A 24,345-nucleotide genomic window follows, 5' to 3' on the forward strand; every position below is an offset into this window, starting at 1 on the left:
CACTATTTCGCTTACAATCTAATCAGTAATTTCGACTCGCCAATCTTCAATTGGGCGTTCTACTACCGCTTCATTAATTAGCTCAATATCTTCATTAGGATGCATGTATAAGACACTATGAACAATTGCATCCTCAATGTTCTCGATTAGAACACCTGTATAATCAGATGCGATTTTTAAGGCATCTCCTGTGCCGTAACAGCCCATAATTTTATCCTCAAATACTTTATTACCTTCGTCATCGTAATGCCTTACAACCACCCCAAAAGTGTTTCCACTAAGGTAATCATCTAAGACTCTTACTTCATCAAGTAAGTCATTTAAAATTTGTTCCTTCCATTGTTTCGTAATACGCTTTAATCCGTATTCTTCACGTGCTTTCTGTTTAGAAACAGCTATAAACCCAATAAAGCCAAAATCCCAAACATCTGATAACGGTGTAGTTGAAATCTTCATATTCGATTCATTTACATACAAAGGCAGATAAATGTAATCACTTGGTTTTCCAACAGTCTCAGCAAATGTTTGTTCCATATTACTTCGTAAGCTGTCGGACATTTCAAATACACTTTCACCAAGTACACGTGGCTGATTGTTAGCAGTATACATAGTTCCTAACCATTCTGTTACTGTGTGGTTACGAGGATGGTCAATTGAAGCATCACTCACAAATTCCACCGTAATATTAAGGTTTTCTCCTTGATTGCTAACTAAATAAACTTGTTCTAAATCAAAAATTACTGTTGTCATTTTAAATATCCCCTTCCAGTTTTCATCAAATAAAAAAGGATGCGCCCTCAGAAAGAAGCCCATCCCTTTAACGATCATTTTAAGTTTTTCTCTATTCATAGCTTAATTTCAATTGCTATTAGCAATATATTCTTCGGCTTGCTCAACTGAAATTTTCTTTAAACCTTGTGGCGTTAAATAATAATAACGATATGGAATATCACCTTCGGATTTCCCTATAGCTTTCAGATATCCTAAACGTTCTTCCATAGGTAAATCTGAAGTTAATTCTACTAGGTGTGTACCGTATGGTCGAACCACCCAAATAAAATTAGTATCTTTCAATGTATGTCTCAAGACACCAATATCAGTTACATAAAAATCATTATGATAATTAAGTAAGTTGCGCTTTACAATGTTGTTCATCTTTTTAAATAGACTAGAGTATTCAATCTTCTCTAATACAAGCATACTCTTTACATAGTTTGTATAGCGTTCCCTCACTTTATCATTAATGTTATCGTAATAATAACGCTGATAGGGTGGATACTTCACTTCTGCTGTATTATTCAAATAACTAGTTAAGCTCATTATTCTTCACCCCATCTAATACTTTTAACTTTGCCTTTGTATCCGAACTACTTACATAATGTCCGTTTTTAACAGGTACTTCTTCTTCTTCTTCGTAGAAAAAGTTACGTACTTTTCGTCTAGTTTTTAAAGCTGTTTGAACTAATTTATTATCTTCATAATAATTGCCTTGTCTTGGAATTGGATTACCTGCTTCATCTTCCTTATTAAAGAAAAAATCATCAACCATTCGTGCAAATTCGGTCTTGTCATATGATTTTTTTACAGTATTAGTAGCAAATTCTCCAAGAGCTTTAATAATACTTGGTCGTTCAACAACTGTTAAGAACATTTTGTTTGATGCCCATTTTTCATCTCGAACAGTATTTCCAAAGTCAGATAAGTAGCTTTGCACATTCATTACTATTCCCAAGTTGAATGTAATTTCTTCTAACTCAGAACGATACTTATGATTCTTTTCAAACAAATCAGTTAACAATGAACGTTGTTCGTATAACTGATTAAACAGTAAAGCGAATGCGTCTTCTGTTACTTCATAGTTTGTATAAGTACCTTTTTGATTTTTGATATTTACATTCGATTGAAGCATAACTTGATGGAAAATTCGTTTTGTACTTTCAAATTTCGATTTGAACTTTTCGTAATCAATACCGTTTACTTTTAATGTGATTTCTTGAGACATATAAATGCCCTCCCTATTCGTTTTGGTTTTAATAAGTTGATTGATAATAAACCTAAATAAAAAAGCTAACCATTAATACTTCCTCAATAAAGGAATATCATAGTTAGCTTTAAATATTGGCAAATTATCAGTAATACCAATCCATTTTTTGTAGTCAAACTACTTCTTCTGCTGTTTCTCGACCCAAAGGAAAAGAATATGCAAACAATGCCATGTTTAATGGCTACAATCACTATGTCTTTCTACGTTGTATTATCCAAAGGAATAACATTGAAGGTAGATGTACATAGCACTCTTAATTTTTAACATGTTCTAACCGATTTAAGGGTTGGAAGCAAAAAGAGTTTGTCAAAAAGTGAATAAAGTATATCTAAAATTTAACATAACGAAACAATTGTTGCAAATATGAATTGCAAAACAATACTCTTATCTCTTTTTCCCGAAAGGAATTATAATATCGCACATCTGCTGTATTACTTTATCTACCTTATCTACAATAGATAAAGTTTTATTGAGTGCTTCATTCTTAGGCTTTTTTTGTTCAATGACTTTTAATTCTCCATTCTTACGGTCACGATAACCTAGTATACATTCAGCTTCATATACGGCTTGGTTATTCGTTTTTCTAGTGGAAATACGGTTATCTACAGGAACAATCGCATAGTTATCTTGAGGTTGATCTAGTTTCTTCTGTACCAATGCTTTACCAACTGGACTTTCAGAATAACCATTCAACAATTTGTCGATGTTCTGTGTGACAAGATTTCCTTTAAAGTAACGTTTGTTGCCAGCAAGATATTTTCTAATATAAGGATAATACTTTCTTTTGACTTTACTACTCATGTATTTCCTTTTATCTAAAAAGTGATTTTCAATAGCTTCTACAACCATTACAAAATGATTAAGTTGTATAAACTCATGACTAACTACATCATGGTCAACAATATTAAAATACATATGGTCTTTATTATTTCTGTCTTTACGATGATGGAACTCGACCCATAAATAATCAGACAAAGCCGTAACTTGTCTTTTTAATCGTTTCTTATCTACTCCAAGTAAAAAGCCTGCAATTTTTACATGATTTGATGTAATTTTTTCAATCTTTAAGTTTTTAGTGTGGAAATAATAAGCTGTTGCTTTTTGATGATTTAAACCTTCTCCTTTTTCTATTACCAAGATGTTGTTTTTAATGAAGTATGAATAATTTTTCATTTCATTTTCTCCTTCCAAATATTTTCAACTAAAAAAAGCCTATTCTGCAATATAGAAGATTAATAGAAGGTTGTGCCTTCTGTCTTTCCATAGCAAAATAAGCTTTTAATTAATATCTTTTATTAGTGATTTGAAAATCACTGTGTATACTTCTCTAATGAAGCTGTTATTTTAGTTTGCACAAAAAATAACACAATAAGGCTAACGCCAATTCTTTATCCGAAACTTTCCACGATATACTAAAATTATAGCATTGAAGGTGAATACAATCGGAACTGCAACATTTTCACTTAAAGTGATTTTTAGAGGTTTGCAGTATGTCAAAAAGAGAAGTATTTATGATGACTATTATAACATCTCTCAACAAAGAAAATCCACCCACATAAGGAAACTATATGTTTTGAACTTTGATTAACCTGTTGGCTATTTGTAATTCTCGGATTAATACGTTTGCTTGTGAAATCATTTGTAATGTTCTCGGAAATTCAATTACTTTCGCATTATTGTAACAATCTTTATAATGAATAATTATCTTTTGATTAAAGTGGCTCATATACAGTAACACCCCTTTTATTTATTCAAAAAAGAAGTGAGCAATCTCTAGGGATTACCCACTTCGTTAAATAATTTGTAGCTCTCTTAAAAATATGAGAGAATCAAATGCCTCAATGATCTACATATCCTTTAGTTCGAATGTAAGCGCATATTGACTGATGGGTTATGAAAGTTAGTACTTTCTCAATCAATATCCTCCTCACATTCGAACAGAAACTATTAGAAAGGTAGAATAAGACCATACAATATCACATAAGACAAAAAAACGGTTTGGCAGACCAATAAATTGTATTCTCCTTATGTGAGTGAATGTCTTGAAAGGAAATATTGCAGAAAATTAAAGCGAAATGATTTGTTTGAAGCTTTCAAACACTACTTATTCCACGTAAAGAAAATGTTCGTATTTCTTTCCGTGAAGTTTAGGGAGTTTAAATACAGATTCCATATTGATCTTGACCGCAAGGAATCTGTATTAATTTTAAACTCATTCAAATGTAGTACCTTCAAATCAGACCTCTAAAAGCTTCCCATTCAAATAAATTAAAACACTACGACTTGAATGAGTTTAAAATATCTTTTAAATAAAAATTTGCTACAAAAAAAATAGGCTTTCATTTTTATTTTGCTTGTACTTGTACTTCTTTGTCCTGTAATTCTTTTTCCCACCATGCTATCGGAGTAACTTTTTTGGGTTGGGTTTGCCTTTCTTGCTCATGACGTTGTGCTTCCAATTCCATTTCTTGTCTCCGTAATGATTCAATCCCCGTTTGTAATACGAAAACAAATGATGAAGTACGTGTGGAAAAGCCTTTCGTAATCTGTATTCGTTCTATTTCCTTTAATAACGTAGTAGGGATTCTGAGTAGCACACTAAAAAAACCAACTTCTTTTTTCTTTGTATCCTGCATTTTAACACCCCTTCTGCATTCTATATAAATTTCATTGCTACAAGATATAATTATTATATACCCAACTTTTCTTTTTGACAAATGTTTTATGATATTTTTTAATATAAAATTGCCTTTTAGTTAACTTTTATTGTATTTACCTCATTATACCCCCTACTTTTAACCTTTTTTATCTCATTTTTTACATATTAGTCAGGTTTTTTGTTGATACAAGTCTTGTTACATGTTATATTAAGTTCACTTAAAGGCAATTAATTTTCTAAGTAATGCGTAGTATTTTCAAAAAGAAAACAAACGTGTTCTAAAAATAGCCTGCGTCAATTTATTGAAAGGGGGTGTTAAATATGTGAAATTCACTGCCAACTATTATTAACTAGAATATGCTGCGATCAATCGCCAACCTATATATTAGGATTAGGCAAGTAAAGATTTCATCGGTGCATCACACCGAACCATACCATTTAATGAAAGCGAAAATACTTATTGTTTGATAATGCTTCTTTCATATAATAAGTTAGATTTATTTGTCACAAGACAATTACGTTCAAATCGGGTCGCTTTAGTAATTTCACCTCCTATCATAAAGAGGGATTAAAATCTATCTATTCATATATAAGGACACCCCCTTCTTTAGAAGGGCAGGTGTCTTTATTTTGTTTTTAATAAAAAAAAGATGGACTATTTTTATATCCCATCTATAAACATTCAATTTATCCACTATTTTTTAAAATTTCTTTTAAATTATTATTGTATATTTTTCTGAAATTATAAGTTTTTTATGAGGGATGCAAACCATTTAGTTTTATCTTGTTCTTCATCGTTTTTATTTGTCTTCTTGGTAACAAATGGTGTTATCTCAACTATATTTTGTAAGTCACTAATAACTTTCGTTGGATTAGAGTACACCTTACCGCCCCTCAATTCCAATATTCCCGAACCATATTCGTATTTTCCTATTAAATAAACTACAATAGCACCTTTTTTAAAATAGTTCATATTTGAATTGTCTTTGAACCACTCAACCCTTTTAACAGTACGTACAGCAATTTTAGGGGATGTATCAATAAACTGATTTTTGAGCTTTAAAATAATTTGTCTCTTTTCATAATAAACACGTCCTGTTGCATGGTATTCATACCCACCATTATCTTTTAATTGAACAGGTAATATCATAGGCGATACCCTTATTATGTCTGATTGTACTCCTTGCTTAAACCCTAAAATATCTAGTGTATAATATTCTTCATTTGGCTTCATTAAAAACTGTTCATCAAAAGGCTTTAATTTTAGATTCTCCAATAAATCCAAAGAAAATGGCGAATTACTTCTTTGTCCAACCAAGAACGTATATAAATATTCTGAAAGCATATCTTTTATCTTTAACCTTTTCTCTTTAAGCGACATCCTTTGATTGTAGATCAATTTAAAAACTTTCGAAAAGTAGTAATTCGAATCGTAATTTGAAAAAGCTTCTATTATATGTCTTATCTGTTCTTGTGATATGTACTTCTTATCACTACCAATACATAAAATACTATCTAAGTTTTTCTTATATAAGGTAATATCTGTGTTTACACATTTCTGTTCGGGCTTTATGCTAGTAATTTCATTTATCCCATCGGTAATCATGCTGTCTACATTTAAATTAAATAAATGGCTCAAGTTGCTCACCTGCTCTCTATATCTTTAAAAATAACAACCTTGAATTTTGGCAAAAAAAAACTATTTACACAACTGATAAAAATAGTAATTTTTTGTCAAAAAGATCGTATTATCCTACATAGCCATATGTTGAATATTACAATACCACAAGCCTTGTATTCAAACAAGACAGCTTGTTTCTGAGCATTTGACAACTTTTAAAACCTCTTTCAAAATTATTCACCTTACGAAAACCTTGACATAACTATGTTGTACGTAACCAAGATTTGCAGGATTCTATAGAACTACTTTTTTTAAACAATCTTAATTATATTTATTTTCTTATATACATTTTGTAATTATTTGATATTCTTTTTTAGTATCTTATTGACTATTCGTATTAGCCCTTTAGACCTTATTTTTGTGTACAAAAAATGAACATTAAAAAAACATGCACTATTTTACAGCGCATGTCTCTTATATGTTAATAAAATTAAAAAACTAAATTCACTACTTCTAAAAAGCTATCTACAAATAGCCCCTTCTTGTCGTTTTCTACCATACTTAATTTCTCTTGCAAGTTGAAATTTTCTTCTAGAAAAACATTTAAGTTAGTGGATGGTACAAATAATGATTTTAAATTACTTTGTATGTTACTACTTTTCTTGAGCATTGCATTTTTCAATACTACATTGGAATCAGCAAACAAATAACCTTCAATTCCGCTATAATTCGCAGGATACATTTCAACATTCATAAATTTATTTTCTGAAAAAAGCACTTTCATAGGTAAGGGCAGTCCAACATAGAAGTTAACAGATATACTCTTTACTAAAGTAAATGCTACATATTCCTTTTGATGAACTAGTTCCCCAAAACCATTCAATACCATCATTCGATTTACAGTCACTACCTTATTCGCTTCAAAATCAACTACAGCTACTTCATGCCAGTAATCACCTAATAATGTGGTTAATTCTACGGTTGCTCCTAATGAGTGTAAACTAATTTCCTCTGCAATTTGTTCAGTTCTTTGATCTAGGGTGTTTTCAGTGGATTTCATTAATGCATTTTCGATTATTTCTATAGATTCTTTGATATCATCTAAATTTGCAGGAAGTCCATTAATAATAATTGCCTTCTTTGATTCAATAAAGTTAGGGGCAAATATATTAACCTCTTTTTGTTTAAAACTACCATCTGATATATTTTCTCTTTCTTCCCTTTCTTGACAGTTTAAGATAATTACCTCATTAGTTTCTTTTGTCATATAAAATCACTCCATTAATTTAGTTTTCAAATTTTCTCAAGCTATCTAATACAAACGATATTATGGATTCATCCAAATTCTTACTTTTCATTAAAGTAGTTGTTGTTTGGATTAAGATATCAAGATGTGTGAAAACATAGAATCTAGTACTGATAGGTTTATTTAACGGAAAAGAAATGTCTGCTAAATCAGTATCCGTAATTGCGACATATACGGTATCTTCTGTTCTTTCTTTATTGGCGTTAACTTGAATGGACTTTGCTTCAAAAACATTAGTTAATCCACCCATTGATTGAACACCCATAAGATCATACATCAATGCTGTCTTTTTTAAATTTAATTTTAAATATGAATTAATTTCTATTTCATTATTATAGCCAGTGTCTTTTGAATTTACTTTTTTAGTGTTGAAAAAGTCAGATAATTTATCTGCATAGCATACTGTCAAATCATCTATATCAACTGAAATTACACTGTCATCATTGATTACATCACCATTTTTAACCTGCCTAACAATTGCCTTTAAATTCCCTTGTAAGCGTTCATTCAAGTATTCCTCTAAATAGTATGCCGTTACTTGCAAACGTTCTATATAGGATATAGTAGCCCTGTTTTTTCTATATAAATGAATTGCAGGTAAGACATTTGTTATTAATTCAGTTTGCAGGTCTTGCAAATAAATTGAGCTATTTAATATTGATGTAGAAACATCATATAAATCATTTACTCTCATTAACCGCTTCTCATTATTTTGTTCTTCCACTTCAACAATGATCTGTTTATATGCACTAAATGAATCAACTCTATATTGCCTTTGTAATACATCGGCTACCTCGACCTCTTGTGTTAAAACATGATTATTTGTTGCAAATAATGTCCCATCAAAACGGGTAACTAATTCCCCTAGTTCTTCTTTATAATGCATTCAAATCACCCTTTACTTTTTATTAAAAAACAAAAAAATGGTCAAGTAATAATTACTTAACCATTTCAATAATTTATCTGTACTATTATTTTAAATTGTCAGCTTCACTAGATGATATTTGTGTACCTTCCCTTCCTACAGTTACGAATGTCTCTGGTTCATCATCCATAATTGAAGGTAGCTCGTTTTCATCATGTAAAAGTATATTTGCTTTTTGCTGTGCTTCTTCATACGTATCAGCTATAACCTTTGTTTCTACCACAAATTGAGTAGTTATCATTACGTTCCATTCTTTAGACATATTATTAGTATTCATTATTCAATTATCCCCTTTTCTTCGCACTTTTAATTCTTTTAGTTATCTTTGCGTTTGCAAACTGTGGTAACAAACCTGCAATCCAGTCCACCTTTTTTGCTGTACTGTTAATTGTCATCATTTCGTAAGGATTAATACCTTCGATAGCCATGATTTTTGCCAGTTGTTCTAAATTTTGTCCAGTAAATTCCCAAGAAACATTATCTCCAAGTGTCCAAGAATGCGTTCCACCGCTGATTTCTATTCCCTCATTTGCTTCCATAAATGCACGTAGATTAGCTTTAGCTTGCTTCACGATAACTTCCATTCGTTCAATTTGCTGTGCTAAAATTTCGGCTTCTGTAAGAGTTTGTGGAATATGTTCATAAATTTTACGCTCTTTCTGTTGCTGTTGCTGTTGCTGTGGTTGAATATTATTAGCATTTGGATTTTGATTGTAATATTCTTGTTGAAAATGTTGTCCTTGCTGTTGCCCTTGATGCTGTGGTATTGGCTGATCGTTATAGTAACTGTTGTTGTAGTGCATGGTAGTACCTCCTAAGTTTCATCTAGTATTTTTAATAAGAGAATAATAAGCAAAAAAGCGAATCACTAATCAACCTTTTACAACTTAAAAGTAAGGTTTAGTAGCAATTCGCTTTAAATTTGATGTTATTTATTATTCATCAATTACTTTTTTCTTTGACCTGTTAGCCATTCAACGAAATACACTTGTATAAGTGTGTTTAAGTGTCGTTTGCCATTGTTCAATCTAAAATATCAATATTATTAAAAGATGAACATACGCAGGAATCCGTAAATACGGTTTTTGTCATGTTTTTCTACGTTTTATCACTTATTTAAGAGACATTGAAGGTAGATATACATAACACTCATAAAACATAAAATACTAAGCATATTAAAAATGCCGAATAGCATATATGAGTATGTCAAAAAGAAAAGTAAAAGTTATCTAAAGCCTATCATATCGGCATGTTTTTTTCAAGAAAACCTAAAGAACCCCATTTATGATAAAAAAAACAAGCACCTGTAGGTACTTGTTTATTAATTCATTTAAACGGACTTGGAATCAATTAGCTCAATGACATCATATGTCACTAAAACCTCTTTTTCATTCCCTCCAATACATAGTAGTAAATCATTTACATGCACTTTAGCTGTATGCAGAGTACCACTTCCTTGAGAGAAGCGGTTTGCGAATTTTAGAGCAACCGATTTATCCCATGTCCATGATCGAGCATTTTCAATATCTGTTGATTTTAAACCTTCTCCACGATATATCTTAATATATCCATCTTTATCAGCATCTATATGATTTAATACATAATTAGAATGGAAATTTGACCTTTCAGTAACTTCATTCAAAAGCCAGTCTAATTCATCCCAATCCAATTCATCGAAACCATATTCTGAGCGAGTATAGACATATGCAAATAACTCTACAAATTGATCGCTTGTTGAATCACTTGTAAAGGTTTCTAAATTGTCTTTAAAAGCCCAAAATTTGAATGGAGTATCAATCAAGCTGAGATATCTATTATATTCTTTTGAATTAAATAAGTCGTGAACTTCTACAAGTTGAAGCATCATATGGATAAACTGTTTAGCAAAGAAATCATTTATATCATTTCTTTCATAATCAGCTTTTGATTTAGAAGCACAAGCGATAATTTCCAATAAAATATTATAATCATACATAAATCTATAATAGAAAATACCATCATTATAATACAGGGGATACATAAAATTCCCTCTATCCACTACGAATTTTTGCAAATTAAGTCCTATATTATCAAGATACAATGCCATTTCTTCTGTAATAGATAATTTTGATTGAAGTAAGACCAACTCTAGCGGAACAGCTACATTATCACTAATAAGGTCATCAAATGAGATTCTATTTTCAAGCTGATTTTTTTCTTTGGTCATTCTTTTTATATTTTCAATCAATCCTTTATATATCTCCATATTGTTAGTATTTAATCTTGTAGGTTTAATTAATGAAAAATCAGCTATTGCATTAACATCATGTTGAGTATTATTAACCGCTTCATTTAGTTTTTTTAAACTTTCTTTTAATTCTTCTTTCATAATAAATCCTCCGTTGATTGTTATTTTCATTATGCCACAATTAATATGACATTTAATTAAATAATTATAGACCACAATTTACATAAAAAAAGAAAGAGAATGTAATAATGTTCATTACATATCTCTTTCTTCTATTATTAGATAGGTTGCTTGCATTGATTTTGCCCCACTTTCCAATTGGATGCCTTAATGTAATAAGTTTCATCACAACTTTCAGAATCCAGTATGAAAAATTTAGCATGTTCAACTAAATAATATTCAATAGGATTTTTATATTTTTCGAAATGGGTTTTATCAAAATCGTGCATTTTTTCAACCGCAACCCTTTCCTCAGAAAGTATTGCTTTTTTTGGACATGTGAAGTATTCCAATTCATAAGCAGATAATATTAATCCGTTATCAAGTAAAGGAGTAAAACCAAGTTTTTTAGTTAACACTTCAAGAATTTTTTGTTTCTTTTGTGTTTCAACTAATTCGACTTCTTGATAAGCATACTCCTCTTGGTAACATTTCTTTTGATATTGTAACTCTTGTCCTTTTAATCTTTGGTTCAAATAAATAACATGTTCTTGATTAACATTATAAATATAGAACCAAGAAGGTGTTCTTTTTGTTTGAACAATAAGCCACCCTTCAATATTACTTTGATTGAAGTAGATATCTCTAAATATTAGTTGAGATGGGTCTACAAATAAAATCGTACAATTTTCTGTACCATACTTTTCTTTTGCTGATTGAAGACTAATTATTTTACTGTTCTTCATAGGCACTCCTTAATTATGCTGATTTAATATCCATGTCTACTTTTTCACTTTCTTTATGAAGTGCTTTTGATAATGCCAGTGCTTTACAAACTTCCATGTCATGAACATCAACAGCGAATGATACTTCACTTACCATAAATGGCAAATTCGGCATGTGCTTCATGAAAACAGAGCATTTAACAACGTTTATTAAGCCTTCGGGTGAGTCTTCTACTGCTGTATCAAAATCTACTGCTCCAACTGTAAGACCGCCAAATGCTTTAATAATGCCTTTTTCAATACCTTCTAATTGTTTTTGCAAAAAATTGTATACCTTTTTTTGTAATTGTGATTTCTTTTGAGTTTGATTGAACATAATTAATTCCTCCATTTGGTTGTGTTTTTTTATATTTGCTATTTCTATTAGATTGCTACTTCTAAATCTACCTTTTCACTCTCTTTGTGAAGTGCCTTTGATAAAGCTAATGCTTTACAAATTTCCATGTCATGAACTTCTACAGGAAACGATACTTCACTTACCATAAATGGCAAATTAGGCATATGTTTCATGAAAACAGAGCATTTAACAACATTTACAAAGCCTTCGGGTGAGTCTTCTACTGCCGTATCAAAATCTACTGCTCCAACTGTAAGACCGCCAAATGCTTTAATAATGCCTTTTTCAATACCTTCTAATTGTTTTTGTAAAAAGTTTTGTACCTTTTTTTGTAGTAAATGTGATTTCTTTTGTGATTGATTGAACATAGTTAATTCCTCCATTTTGGTTGTTTTTAGTCAATTGAATAAATATGAAACGCAAAAAAGCTGACTATAATTTACGCTAAAGAGCGCATTCTATAATCAGCTTTAAATATCCATATTTTAGTTTGTTGCATGGATTATCCATTTTCTTTTTATTGACCGATTCATGTGAAATACAGTCTTTGTTTATACCAAACTAAACACATTTGTAGTGATTTAGTGGAAAACAATTGCTAGAGGATTATCCCCTTAACTGCACTGTATTTTTTCACGTTGTAATACTAATTAGTATCATTGAAGGTGAATATATACAGTTGATTCATAAAAGCAGAGTTTTAAACAAAAAGATGTTTAAGTGGCTTCATGAATGTTGTCTAAAAGAAAATGTATAATTGATATTTATATTATCACATTTCTTTTCGAAAATAAAGAATGAAATCCCTTATACAAACAAATAACAAAGTAATCTATGCCAGTCTTGTTTGTTCTCTTTCTAATTGTTCTTTTGTTGTATAGTAATAGAGATTGTTTTCACACAAAACAATAAGTTTAGTGTTTTCAAATTCACTAAGTAATTCTTCTGTATTTAACATCATTGCTTCACGCCCTACCACGATCATTGGACGCACATTACTAACAAACATCGTTAATGCATAATTCCTTGTAACTTCTTTACATAATGCGGAATTTACGTCAGTCTCGAAGCGGTTGCCGTATTGACTGTTTAATAAATCGTATGCTTGCTTTTCCCCTATCGCTCTTATAATAGCTACAAACTCCCCATTTTTAATTTCAAAGTAACGATACTTATTTTGATTCACATAGTCTGTAACCCATTCACGCATTAATTTTGAACGATTTACTGAGTTACGTAACATAACATCTTCAAAGTCTTCTTTTAAATCATGCTCAATTCGAAATGTTAATAACCCTTCTTTTCGTTTTTTCCGCTTCATATTATCACCTTCCAATTCTATTAATTAGATTCTATATATTGAATCAAAATTATATTTTACTACTACATATTGTTTACAATTATTTCGGACTAAAACACATTTATTTCAAGTATAATTCTTAATTTTTACATTTATTTTCATGGTAGCAAAAAAGCATTCACTTTCTTTGACGTTAGTCATTGCGGTGAATGCTTTTTGCTGTTTTTTAATTTGCCTTGACCAACTTGCAGTCTGAGTTGTACTTATAGTTTACTAAAAAAATCACTTATAAATTACATGTTTTCATTGTCTTTTGCCAAAAAAACAAATATCCACAAATCAATCTAATCATATTCCGAAAAAAAAATCAATAAATTCATTCAAATTGATTTTAAATTTAAAAATTAATGGAAGTGTTCTAAAGTAATAAAGATATCATTCTCTTAGTTGACTCAAAATACTTTGATACTTCCATTGAATATAAATGACTAGTTAAAATAGTGGTTAATACTGTAGTTCCTCCACCTAGACTAATTCCCATGAATGCAAGAATCGCCTTCTTTTTAGTAGCTCGAATAAAGGAGAAACATATTATATGTATATTTAAAAATATTGTCAGTGCTATGATTAGTAGCATTACATTTAATCCAAACGGCATATTCATAATCCCTTCCCAACTTATTGTTCCATGATCTTTCACATAAAAAAACAAATTACCTTTATGGCATTTAGGTAATCTGTTTTTCTAAGCATTAATTATTCTCGATGTCCTGTGTACCGTTGTCATCCTTGATACCTTCTAAGAAATTATTCGACTCAGAGATACGTTGCAGTTCTTCGACAATATGAATCATTTCTATACCTTCATTATTATTTAAAATACCATCCAATAATTGAATAGATGCCTTAGATATATCAGCAAAAACTTTACTCATGTTTTTTGTATCATCATGCTTAAAATTTGATAGTACCGATGAAATTAATAATGCTTCATCCCCTATCGTTTGAAGTAGGTAAGGAAGCTCTTGAATGACGTAACTCCTTACAACTTCAATTTGGGAATCTATTTCATTCAAAAAAAACTGAACAAATTCTTCTTCGTCTTCCGCTTCTTCTGCAAGTTCTTGAATTTCTTCGGATGATAAAGATATCATAAAAGGACTGCAAACTAGGCATTCTTCATTTGTGCTATTTGAATCATTATCGTAGCTTACAGTGAAGCTTAAATTTATGGAAACTTTAAGTCCTTCTAATTGCTGTACAGTTTGCAAAAGGTATTTTTCTACATCACCAACAGGAATAACTAGCTGTTCGTTAGCTAATTCAGCAATTGTGTTATCTTCCATCAAATACATAACGTCCATGAAACACATTATCGTTAATTCCTTAACTTCTTGATTAACAACTTTATCTTTCAAGTTCTCAGATAGAAAAGAAATTACCTTTCGAGCCACTTCATCACTATCAATGTATTCTTCATCATCCACGGCATCCACGGCAATTACAGGTTGTGCATCAATATATTCACCCTGTGCTTGTAGTACCTGTACTAAATCATAGCTAAAGGAAGTTGCCATTCCAACAACTTCGCTTTGGGTAGCATCATACTTAGGAACAACAAAAACCATTTTCTTTCCTAGCTGTTCATTTAATGCATCAAAGATAGTATTAAATACTTCTAAAATTTTTTGCGGATTCACTTTTATCCCACTGAACTTGCTTTCAGTTGCCAAATCAATTTTTATGGATTGAATATAATTATAGTAGCTCTTTAAATTTGTCAGAAAAACGGAATTAATTTCTTCTACAAAAGAAAGTAACGAAATTTCATCTTGAGTCATATCTTCTTTAGAAATAAGTACTTTAACATAATTGAGTAATTCGTTTTCGTCATGCTTAATGTTGAAGCGGTATTTTTCTACATCATTTTTAGTTCCGTTTATAATGCGTACTACATCCTGCTCCATCATTTTTTCAAATTTTTCAATTGTTAAATCATCAATACTTTGTAAGTCATAAAGAAATTTATAAAATGAGGTTTTTTCCAAGTTGAATTTAGTTAATTTCAAATCATTCCTTCTCCCAACTTCACGTAACGTGATTTTTAATTAATTTAAATTATACGGAAAGAAATGATTTGTGTAAATAGGAATTATACACATTGACTAGTTTGAGGTAGTTCGAGTATATGCAATATATCTTCACCGATCTCTTTGCAAACACTGAGTATTACCTCATTTTGCGAAAAGTTTCTTAACAGGCTTGGGTTTTCTTCTTGAAAGCTTTCAACGAATATTAAGTATCTTTTAACGTTCAAGTTAAACGCTTCGTATGCCATTCGGAGATACTCATTAATGTTAATCCAAACCTCACTGTGATTTTGAATTACTTTAACATGGCTGTATTGATTTACTTCTAACAATGCCCCTTGTATACCTTTAAACGATTTATTCTGATTATGCAGTGTCACTTCTGTATTCATAAAATCTTTTTGTGTTAATTTAACCAAATACTGAATGTCCTTTAAGACTAATCGTATTAATTGTGATTCTGTTAATGTAGCGAGTGGCTTTAAATCATACACATACTTGTATACTTCGGTACATTCAAAATTAATTTCTTGGAAATCTAACATTATATCCATGTAGCCAAAACACACTCCCTTACTCCCTTTACGTTTTATATTAATTTTGGTTATGATTCATCGTAATATCTTCGAAATATGTAATATGTCATCCTTTGGCATTATTCATTGAGCCAATAGAATTATTACTAAAAGAAAATATAATTATATTTTAACTAAACTTTACGTAAAAAAACAACTATTTTATTTTAAAATTAACTTTAAAATTTCACATAAAGAAATATTAGGACTTTTGGATTAGTGTTGTTTTTATGGAGTGTTTTTTTACAACAAAAAAGCATCTACTGTAAAAAGTAGACGCTTTTTCTTTCATATAAAATATTTAATTTGCTTCATACATTAGTATATTTATTGCCCATTGTTAATTATGTTTATCCTACAAAATAATAGAAAGTTCCATCAATCAAGTAGAAGTATCTTAAATCAAAATCAATATCATGCCATTCTACAGGCTCACAATCTCCACCTTCACCGTAATCCCAATAAAGTTCATCTGGACGATCTAAGAGTTCTTGTAAATCGTCTGTTTGAAACTCATGTACAGAGTTGGATATAACGCATTCGTATAAACTGTAAAATTCCTCTTTATTGGTTGGCTCATTTCCATCTTCTAGTAACATACGAAATGCAAGTATAACGTCTGTTTCTGATGAATCGGGTGGGAATCGGTAAGTACAACCCTCTAATAATGCTTTTATTTGCTCCTGTTCTTGTTCTTCATCTATTTTTTTATCGAAATTTTGTTGTGTATTCGGCTCAAAAGTAGTGTTAAAAACAGCATTACAAGATGAACAAATTGCTTTTATTTCCTTAGTCTCTTTATCCTTATATACGTTAGAAAGATATCCTTTTTCATTGTCACATTGTGGGCATAAGTTTTTCATCATTAATTCCTCCAATTTTAATAATCCATTTATAATTTAAAATGCTGTTTTAATAGATTGCATTTTCTCGTTGATATTGTCGTGCTTTTTTCAATCCATTTGAAAGTCTTTCATCCGCTTCAATTTCGTCAACTGTCAATCCCAAAGCTCTAATTGCATCGTCAATTTCGAAAGTGATAATGTATTCATGATTTGCTAGTTCGTAATTAAACATATCAAAGATGAATTGTTCACCTGTTTCACTATTATTGATAGCAGAATGCATATCTTCTTCATGTTTATTAAGCATATCAACGTATTTATGTTTATCTGATTTAAGCATAAAGCCACCTGCACCAATACTTACAACCTTGTCTACCTCATGTGGTTGTAATCCTAAATTTCCCATACCTTCTTCAAATTGCTTATCACTAAAAGCAAAAGCTAAAGGAAGGCTATTGAATTCTTCTCTATGTTTGTTTAGTAACACTGAATATAAATTTGTCATTTTTTATTCCTCCGATTTAAGTGAAATTTGTATTTGTATTTTTGATTTTAGAAAAAAATAAAAACCACTTAGATTCTACCTTTGTAGTAACTAAGTGGTTTAAATTCATATGATTAATACTCAAGTCCAAAAATACAATTATCATATGTCCATTTTATTATTTCTTCAACTTCATCTGTCTCATAGTATTTGGAAAGCAATTCATTCCATACTTCTAATTTTGATTCTTCAATATGAAGAATCCCATTACCATTTATCAACATGATGTAGTTAGCTGAAATTATAGCTGTTCTCTTGTTGCCATCCCAAAAAATTTGAGTACGCATAGCATAATACATATACTTTAATGCTCGATAGGTTGTAGATACAGTGTCGTCAGCAAGTATTTCTGTAATACGTTGTGCAACTTCACTCTCAACAGGAATACTTGGTTTGTAATTCACACCGTGAATACCAACGTTTCCTGTACGTACAACACCCCATTCAAGCGATTCGTTATATGATACAAACGAATTTATCTTTTTAGCGATCTCCAAAGTAAACGGAGCATTCTCTTTTAAAATATACTGATATGCATTTCTTAGGTTAAGGATAATCTGAACATCATCCATACTAACACCACTAACACTCATACCATCAACAATCGTTTTAGTTTGAGGAAATGTTGTATTTACCTTTTCAAGTCTTGAGTTTGCATGAATCAATTCTACAAAAACTTTTTTGAGTAGAAACCTTGATTCTCGCTCACTTAAATTAAATTTATTTTCCATGTTAAGCCCTCACCTTTTTGTAATTTTGTTCGTAAATTACAAAGTCCTTAAATGTATCAAAAATCCCTTTCATCTTTCCATACAGGAAATTAAGAGTCATACACTAATACTACCATAGTCTTTGCATTCGCATTCACATATTACAACCCATGCTTATTAAAACATTCGATTGTAAATGGACAATGGCTACAATTTGCATTGGATTTAGCAGGAAAGCATGAACCTATTTCTTCTGCTTCCAACCCATACTCTATTGCTTGTTCTAAAATTGAATTTATTTTATAAGCAAGGTTTTCAGCCCAACTAATAGCAACCGAAACACTTTTTCGAGTGTATGTCACTTTTGAAGCATAGCCAAATCGTAAAAAGTATAATTCAGCAGATACTACACTTAAATTATACGTTTCCATTATTGCCCATGCATAAATTGCAAGTTGAAAATTGGATGTCGCATTGAAACTCTTATGATTAGTCTTCCAATCAATGATTTTTGAGCCATCATAATAATCTATATAACCTCTTAATCGAATTTCCGAATCAAAGGGAGAGAACGGCAATGAAAAAGCTATTTCTGCCTTCACCTGCTTTTTCTTTAATTCTGAAAAACTAAAAATAGGCGCTCTTTTAAGTAAGTATTCTACTTGATTACTCTTTACTCCTTTTGCAAATCCAACTTCCATCATACCAACTAATACAGCTTCATCAATACATGCATAACCATCTATATATTCTTCTGATTGATAGAGTTCAAGAATGGTTTGAATAGCCGTATGAGTTGCTTTTCCTAGTAGTGCAGGTACACCAACTTTGTCCTCTTTATTTAAAATATATTTTAAATAAAAACGATATGGACAAGTAGCGTATAATTGAAGTCTTGAAAATGAAAATTCCACCATTTTTTCTACCTTCAATTTTTAAGCACTCCTTTCGTCTTAACTAACAGAATGCTATTTACAAACCATAATTGTTAATTGAATGTTAGTTCCTGTTCACCGACATAAACTCTATACTCAACCATATTTTTCACATTTTTCGATAATTCAACTTCTAAAGCCTTTTCAACATCTACTTCACCCAACAACCTTAATTCATCTTCGGAATAGTAATTAGACAACAATACTACCGCTTCCTCAGAAACATGATTTACTGTTGCTTTAAAGGTGATTCTACTTTCTGAATAATTCCTCCGATTTATTTTTGCGACAGCTTCTTGAGCAACTAAATGCTTCCACACTTGGTTTTCAATTACTTCTTGTAATTCTATTCCTCCTGCTTTGAATACTGATTCATCAATTTGCAATATAACTTCTTTTGATAAATTCTTAAATTTTAAAGATTTATATTTAAAACATACTATTAGTTTTAGTTCTACAGTTGATTTCATTTTGAATTAATTCCCTTCTAAATTCCATTTAAAAAAAGAAAAAGCACTAAATAATAGATATTTTACACTAATTGTAAACTCTATTATTTAATGCTACCATTCTTTTATTCTTTTAAATTATTTATTGTTGTCCACCAAAATAAGGTTGTTCTTCTTGTTGAGGCGGTTCATTTTGTTGGTCATACTGCCATCTAGGGTCAGTACCACTATTTTCTTTTTTAACTCCACCAAGAAATGTCATAGTATTACCTACAACTTCCATAACAAAACGACTACTGTTTCCTTCGTTATATGTTCTAGTTTGCAAAGTTGCTCCTAACATAATTAGAGAACCCTTTTGAGTGTTCTTCGCATATGTTTCAGCTTTATCACCCCAAACTTGGAACGGAATAAAATCAGTTTCACGTTGTCCTTGTGCATTCTTGTAAGAACGTTGAATAGCAATAGTACCACGTGCATACTTTTTGCCACTAGGTGATGTACCAAGTTCTAAATCTTTTGTCAAACGTCCTAGTAAGTCAACATTATTGTATGAGCCATTTGCTGTTTTATCCATATACTTGATTGATTCAACAATAAACTCAAGCATATAGTTCTTTTTAGGTTTGCCATTCTCTGTTGTTTCAAAAGAACGTGTTTGTACACGACCTTCAACAAAAGCCATATCTCCTTTTTTGATGTAATTCGCATGTGTCTCAGCTATTTTGCCCCAAATTTGTAAAGGGATGAAATCAGCAGAACGATCATTACCTATTTTAAATGCTTTATTTACTGCTAGATTTGACCGACCTACAATTGTTCCATTTACAGGTTCAATTGAAATGTCCTTTGTTAATCTACCTATTAAAACGACTTTATTATGATACATAATTAAATTCTCCTCTGTTTTTTAAAATTTTTTAATTAAGCTTTCACCAATTCTTTTTTCTTAACATAATAAGGGAATGATGGATGAACACCAATTCCATTTACATTATCAAAGTAAGAGTCAGCCTTTAAGATTAACGATTCCTCTATACGATACATATTTTTCGTAGCATTATCTACCTGTTTATTACTCATTTCATAGAAGTAATACATAAACATGTAGTGAGCTTCCATTTTTTCAAATGAACCCTGCTCACGAATAACGCTAAAAGTACCACGTGCTAATTTAGCCCCTTCTATAGCCCATTCACAACGTTCATTATTGTCTTTAATATACTCCTCTAAAATTAATGGGAAGCGGTGAATTATTCCTTCTACTTTCATTTGATGAAGTAAATAAGATAACATTTCTTCCTGTAAATCATCATCTTCTTTACGCAGACTAACTAGAAGAAAGAATCCAAACCATTTTATTAAAAGCATTCGTTCATGTTGTTTCCATTGTTGATAAATAACATCTTTATTCTTTTTAAAATCTTCATACGATTTACGTTTGCGATCTCTCCATCCGATTTTCTCTAATTGCTTTGGGTCAAGGTATTCGGCAGGATGTACATTTTTACGTCCATCAAAGTATTTCTCTTTGACTTCATTATGTGTTTTACCACTTAATAGTGATTCAAAATGTAATACTCCTCCCTTTGAACCGTTTGAACCGCAATACCAACATTTAAAGACATTTAAATCGGGATTTAAAGACAAATACCATTTATCACCTTTATGGGCATCCTCAAAACAGAATGGGCATTTACATAAAACTTGCTTTTTTCCATACGTTCTAGGATTAATTACAAGACCATATTCTTCTGCTACATCTACAATATTGGGTAGTAGGTTAGGTTTATTAGATACCATAACACCCATTCCTTTCTTTACTTACGCATTTACCGCTTCTAGAGGTTTTACACTTCTTATGAACCTAAAGTTATCCACTGGATAAACTTCACAACTAAAGACCTCTAAGGCTGATAAATCTCGCAATATTTTAATATCTTCTTCTATTTCACAATGTACGACTTCACCATTACCAATAGTCACAGTTGCATACTCTGCATTGTTTGGCTTTCTACGTAATCGGATTGAATGATATGGAAATTCACAGTACGTCCCATTCGGTGTTTCTTTAGTAGAAACTTCTGTTTCATTCGAAGTTTGTACTACGTTACTTTCAGAAGAAATTGCACCATGCATATTATCTAGCTGAATATTTACCAAGAATTTAAAACCCGATTGGTTTTGGATTACACCTTCAATTACAATTGGCGTATTAATTGCTTCTAATTTCTTAACTGCATCTAAATCACGCACAAGAAGTTTTCCTTTATCAGTATCTAACTCCAAACTTGGACGGTGAGCATTAATCTTTGTGCAACCATTGACAGTAACTTGTTCAAGCATTTCATTATCAGCTACTAGTTCTAGAATTTCTTGCTGTGAAGGAGCATTAACTTTATTTTGATTTGTTAAAGTCGTCTCACTAGCTGATTCTATACGGTTTGCATTTTGATTAAGTTTTGCTTGTTCATCGGCTATTGATTTATCAAGTCTCATTGTCAACAGTTCATATTGTTCAAATGAAATAGATTGCAATGGTGTCCCATTAATTACACTAGAAATAAACTGCATCAAATCTTCATGTTTTTTACCTTGTAACCTAGCCAGTGTTTTTATTTTCATATCAACACTTTCCAACTGTTCAGTAGTTACTATCCGTTTTCCTTTTAACCCTTCTATACCATTGATAAAATCGGGGTCTTCATCTGTAGGAATTTGGAAAGTTTTAAGCATCAAATACTTTTCGGCATAAGTCATAGCTTTACCAACAGATTTTTCACCATTTACATCAATACCTTGAGAGTAAATAGTTGTTGTTAAAGCTCCTCCACTATCTACATCAACCCAAGTGTATTCAATCCACATTTCTGTAAAGTAAGTAACCTTACGATGTGGTACACCGTTTTGCATTGAATCTAAAGCAAAAGTTTGAAGATTTTTCTCTTTTATATTCGGAATTAAAAAGATGTTATGCTTATCCATTTGATCTCTCACTACAGCTAAAACATCTGCACTTGTAGCGAATTTATATTTACCGTTATCTCCACTCTTTGTAACTGATGGCATTTCTTTTCGCATATCAGTCATTTTTTTTAATAATTGAAGTTGTTCTTTAGGAATAACACTAAATCTCTCTGTTAAACCATTTTCAATTGGCTGTGTTTGTGGCATTTCAACAACTTTTAAAGCACTTTCAGTCATGTCAATCTTCCCTTCTCGGTTATTTTTAATAAATGTGGTAATGCTATCGACTATTTAAAAGGCGATTAAATCGCTTTAAATTTGACTAATAGCAACACTCCTTTCTTTTCCATAATGATTTTTTTAATTTCAGTGGGGTAAACCAAATTAATACAAAATAAAAAGCTCACTAACAAACGATGAATAAACTAAAATAATTTTTAGTTCGATTCTTTTCGCCCATTAATCAGCTTAAAATATAATTTGTATTTAATTGGTAGAAACCACAAATCATATCACTTTTCTCACATAAACGTATGCGTTGGGCAAAAAGCCTTTTTGCATTTTTTTACCGCTTTTAAGACACGATAGAATGCACAAAATAACATTCGCAGAAAAGCGATATTACGTTATGTTTTTCTACGTTATACTACATTGCAGTAGCAGTGAAGGTAGATATACACAACACTTCTTTTAATTAGACTAAAGAATACTCTAGTAGAGTAATTCCGAAGCGGATAAAGAAGTATGTCAAAAAGTGAATATAATATGATATTAATGTATCATAAAGTGAATTCAACTGCAATCTAAATACTGTAAAAATCAAAATATATGCATACAAAAAAGCCCTTTGTTATAAACAAAGGACTTCTATTACATTAGAATACAAATTGATTCGCAAAATCATTTCGGAATTCAATCATTGTTCTACTTGAGCTATTATTATTTTCATACCATGTGACTGTTCCAAAAGAAACTGGAATACGGAATAATTTTAGAAGCTTGTAGTAATCCCCCATTTTACGAACTCGGTATCCCTTTCCACTATATAAATGTTTAATTAGTGATTGAGGGAATTGGAAATCATCGGAAACGTCTTCGGTAGTTCCTATATCTCTAAAATAAACCTTAAAATCCCCTATTGGAATTTTGCACAACTCCGTAAAATCCCCTTTTGAAATCAAACCTTTTTTTATGCCATCTTGAATACTATCGTAAGTAAAAGGAAACTGGAAATGACTAAATTCACTCCAATTACTTGTTGGTTCATCATTTTCAAAGATTTGCATAAATACACCGTTTATTTGATCTAATCCAAATTTTATAACTTTATTTTCATTTTTATATGACATTCTTACACCCATTTTAAATAAGCTCCTTTGCTTTCTTTTTAGTAAATTGTTCAATTCATTAATTTGAAATGTTATATTTTACAACAGGCTTTTGATCAAATTTCATTGAAACTGTTTCAACAAAATCTAATTCCACCATGTCATCTTTTGAAACGAAAGTATCAACTTTGAATGGGTTGTAGTACAATTCATTTTCCATTTCTGTATATTTAAAATCGACTATTTCACCAACTACAAAGGCATGGCGATCTTTTGCACCTTCTGCTCGTACTTTCGCTTGTTTAGTTCTATCAATATGGAAAGTTACATTTTTTAATGTAAGTTCGTCAGTGTATCCTACCACTAAACCAATTACTTTTCGTGAGCGCATGGCAACAATTGACCAAACTTCTTTGTGTTTATTCCAATGTACACCTACTAGCTGTCCACGTTCTATTGATCTTCCAAGTCTTGATTGAAATGCTGTAAGCTCTATATCATTGAATTTTGTTAGCAAGTTTTCCATTTCTTCACACACC

Annotated in this window: 27 protein-coding genes; all 27 read right to left on the bottom strand. The window is 30.8% G+C overall.

Annotated elements, in window-relative coordinates; all coding sequences use genetic code 11:
• Nucleotides 1-18 precede the first annotated feature (18 nt).
• Nucleotides 19-750, bottom strand: a complete 732-nt coding sequence (locus tag ABC382_RS00985) for a hypothetical protein (RefSeq protein ID WP_412926484.1) — start codon at nucleotides 748-750, stop codon at nucleotides 19-21.
• 108 nt (nucleotides 751-858) lie between these two features.
• Nucleotides 859-1,320: a hypothetical protein gene (locus ABC382_RS00990; protein WP_412926485.1), complete on the bottom strand. Its 462-nt coding sequence runs from the start codon at nucleotides 1,318-1,320 to the stop codon at nucleotides 859-861.
• Entirely contained in the window at nucleotides 1,307-2,002 is a 696-nt protein-coding gene (locus ABC382_RS00995) for a hypothetical protein (protein WP_412926486.1), read from the bottom strand. The genes ABC382_RS00990 and ABC382_RS00995 overlap by 14 nt, the downstream gene beginning before the upstream one ends.
• Nucleotides 2,003-2,428: 426 nt before the next feature.
• Nucleotides 2,429-3,217, bottom strand: a complete 789-nt coding sequence (locus ABC382_RS01000) for a hypothetical protein (RefSeq protein ID WP_412926487.1) — start codon at nucleotides 3,215-3,217, stop codon at nucleotides 2,429-2,431.
• Between the two features lie 1,172 nt (nucleotides 3,218-4,389).
• Nucleotides 4,390-4,680 (bottom strand): hypothetical protein, encoded by a 291-nt coding sequence (locus ABC382_RS01005; RefSeq protein ID WP_412926488.1) that lies wholly within the window; start codon nucleotides 4,678-4,680, stop codon nucleotides 4,390-4,392.
• A gap of 765 nt (nucleotides 4,681-5,445) precedes the next feature.
• Nucleotides 5,446-6,342, bottom strand: a complete 897-nt coding sequence (locus ABC382_RS01010) for a hypothetical protein (RefSeq protein ID WP_412926489.1) — start codon at nucleotides 6,340-6,342, stop codon at nucleotides 5,446-5,448.
• 472 nt (nucleotides 6,343-6,814) lie between these two features.
• On the bottom strand, nucleotides 6,815-7,591 hold the full coding sequence (locus ABC382_RS01015) for a hypothetical protein (protein ID WP_412926490.1): 777 nt from the start codon (nucleotides 7,589-7,591) through the stop codon (nucleotides 6,815-6,817).
• Between the two features lie 19 nt (nucleotides 7,592-7,610).
• Nucleotides 7,611-8,516 (bottom strand): hypothetical protein, encoded by a 906-nt coding sequence (locus tag ABC382_RS01020; RefSeq protein ID WP_412926491.1) that lies wholly within the window; start codon nucleotides 8,514-8,516, stop codon nucleotides 7,611-7,613.
• An 85-nt stretch (nucleotides 8,517-8,601) separates the two neighbouring features.
• Nucleotides 8,602-8,832, bottom strand: a complete 231-nt coding sequence (locus tag ABC382_RS01025) for a hypothetical protein (RefSeq protein WP_412926492.1) — start codon at nucleotides 8,830-8,832, stop codon at nucleotides 8,602-8,604.
• 7 nt (nucleotides 8,833-8,839) lie between these two features.
• Nucleotides 8,840-9,358, bottom strand: a complete 519-nt coding sequence (locus ABC382_RS01030; RefSeq protein WP_412926493.1) for a hypothetical protein — start codon at nucleotides 9,356-9,358, stop codon at nucleotides 8,840-8,842.
• Nucleotides 9,359-9,885: 527 nt separating this feature from the next.
• On the bottom strand, nucleotides 9,886-10,923 hold the full coding sequence (locus ABC382_RS01035) for a hypothetical protein (protein ID WP_412926494.1): 1,038 nt from the start codon (nucleotides 10,921-10,923) through the stop codon (nucleotides 9,886-9,888).
• 137 nt (nucleotides 10,924-11,060) lie between these two features.
• Nucleotides 11,061-11,687, bottom strand: a complete 627-nt coding sequence (locus tag ABC382_RS01040; RefSeq protein WP_412926495.1) for a hypothetical protein — start codon at nucleotides 11,685-11,687, stop codon at nucleotides 11,061-11,063.
• A 13-nt stretch (nucleotides 11,688-11,700) separates the two neighbouring features.
• The gene (locus tag ABC382_RS01045) at nucleotides 11,701-12,042 is read right to left on the bottom strand and encodes a hypothetical protein (RefSeq protein ID WP_412926496.1); all 342 of its coding nucleotides are present in this window, start codon (nucleotides 12,040-12,042) and stop codon (nucleotides 11,701-11,703) included.
• Nucleotides 12,043-12,089: 47 nt separating this feature from the next.
• Nucleotides 12,090-12,431 (bottom strand): hypothetical protein, encoded by a 342-nt coding sequence (locus tag ABC382_RS01050; protein ID WP_412926497.1) that lies wholly within the window; start codon nucleotides 12,429-12,431, stop codon nucleotides 12,090-12,092.
• Between the two features lie 464 nt (nucleotides 12,432-12,895).
• The gene (locus ABC382_RS01055) at nucleotides 12,896-13,384 is read right to left on the bottom strand and encodes a hypothetical protein (RefSeq protein WP_412926498.1); all 489 of its coding nucleotides are present in this window, start codon (nucleotides 13,382-13,384) and stop codon (nucleotides 12,896-12,898) included.
• A 731-nt stretch (nucleotides 13,385-14,115) separates the two neighbouring features.
• Nucleotides 14,116-15,432, bottom strand: coding sequence for a hypothetical protein (locus ABC382_RS01060; RefSeq protein ID WP_412926499.1), 1,317 nt, complete (start codon nucleotides 15,430-15,432; stop codon nucleotides 14,116-14,118).
• 83 nt (nucleotides 15,433-15,515) lie between these two features.
• Entirely contained in the window at nucleotides 15,516-16,022 is a 507-nt protein-coding gene (locus tag ABC382_RS01065; RefSeq protein WP_412926500.1) for a hypothetical protein, read from the bottom strand.
• Between the two features lie 356 nt (nucleotides 16,023-16,378).
• Complete coding sequence (locus tag ABC382_RS01070) at nucleotides 16,379-16,891, bottom strand: hypothetical protein (protein ID WP_412926501.1); 513 nt, start codon at nucleotides 16,889-16,891, stop codon at nucleotides 16,379-16,381.
• Between the two features lie 49 nt (nucleotides 16,892-16,940).
• A complete protein-coding gene (locus tag ABC382_RS01075; protein WP_412926502.1) occupies nucleotides 16,941-17,378 on the bottom strand; it encodes a DUF7659 family protein in 438 nt (145 codons plus the stop codon).
• A gap of 113 nt (nucleotides 17,379-17,491) precedes the next feature.
• Nucleotides 17,492-18,148, bottom strand: a complete 657-nt coding sequence (locus ABC382_RS01080; RefSeq protein ID WP_412926503.1) for a Fic family protein — start codon at nucleotides 18,146-18,148, stop codon at nucleotides 17,492-17,494.
• A 140-nt stretch (nucleotides 18,149-18,288) separates the two neighbouring features.
• Nucleotides 18,289-19,059, bottom strand: a complete 771-nt coding sequence (locus ABC382_RS01085) for a PD-(D/E)XK nuclease family protein (RefSeq protein WP_412926504.1) — start codon at nucleotides 19,057-19,059, stop codon at nucleotides 18,289-18,291.
• 56 nt (nucleotides 19,060-19,115) lie between these two features.
• Nucleotides 19,116-19,532, bottom strand: coding sequence for a hypothetical protein (locus ABC382_RS01090; protein WP_412926505.1), 417 nt, complete (start codon nucleotides 19,530-19,532; stop codon nucleotides 19,116-19,118).
• A 121-nt stretch (nucleotides 19,533-19,653) separates the two neighbouring features.
• Entirely contained in the window at nucleotides 19,654-20,400 is a 747-nt protein-coding gene (locus tag ABC382_RS01095; RefSeq protein ID WP_412926506.1) for a single-stranded DNA-binding protein, read from the bottom strand.
• 35 nt (nucleotides 20,401-20,435) lie between these two features.
• Nucleotides 20,436-21,314, bottom strand: coding sequence for a hypothetical protein (locus ABC382_RS01100; RefSeq protein ID WP_412926507.1), 879 nt, complete (start codon nucleotides 21,312-21,314; stop codon nucleotides 20,436-20,438).
• Between the two features lie 21 nt (nucleotides 21,315-21,335).
• Nucleotides 21,336-22,715: an ERF family protein gene (locus ABC382_RS01105; protein WP_412926508.1), complete on the bottom strand. Its 1,380-nt coding sequence runs from the start codon at nucleotides 22,713-22,715 to the stop codon at nucleotides 21,336-21,338.
• 638 nt (nucleotides 22,716-23,353) lie between these two features.
• Nucleotides 23,354-23,839, bottom strand: a complete 486-nt coding sequence (locus tag ABC382_RS01110; protein WP_412926509.1) for a hypothetical protein — start codon at nucleotides 23,837-23,839, stop codon at nucleotides 23,354-23,356.
• 46 nt (nucleotides 23,840-23,885) lie between these two features.
• Nucleotides 23,886-24,332, bottom strand: a complete 447-nt coding sequence (locus ABC382_RS01115) for a hypothetical protein (protein ID WP_412926510.1) — start codon at nucleotides 24,330-24,332, stop codon at nucleotides 23,886-23,888.
• Nucleotides 24,333-24,345 lie beyond the last annotated feature (13 nt).

Origin of the sequence: Lysinibacillus phoenicis, from assembly GCF_047238325.1 — a bacterium.
Lineage (GTDB): Bacteria > Bacillota > Bacilli > Bacillales_A > Planococcaceae > Lysinibacillus > Lysinibacillus irui.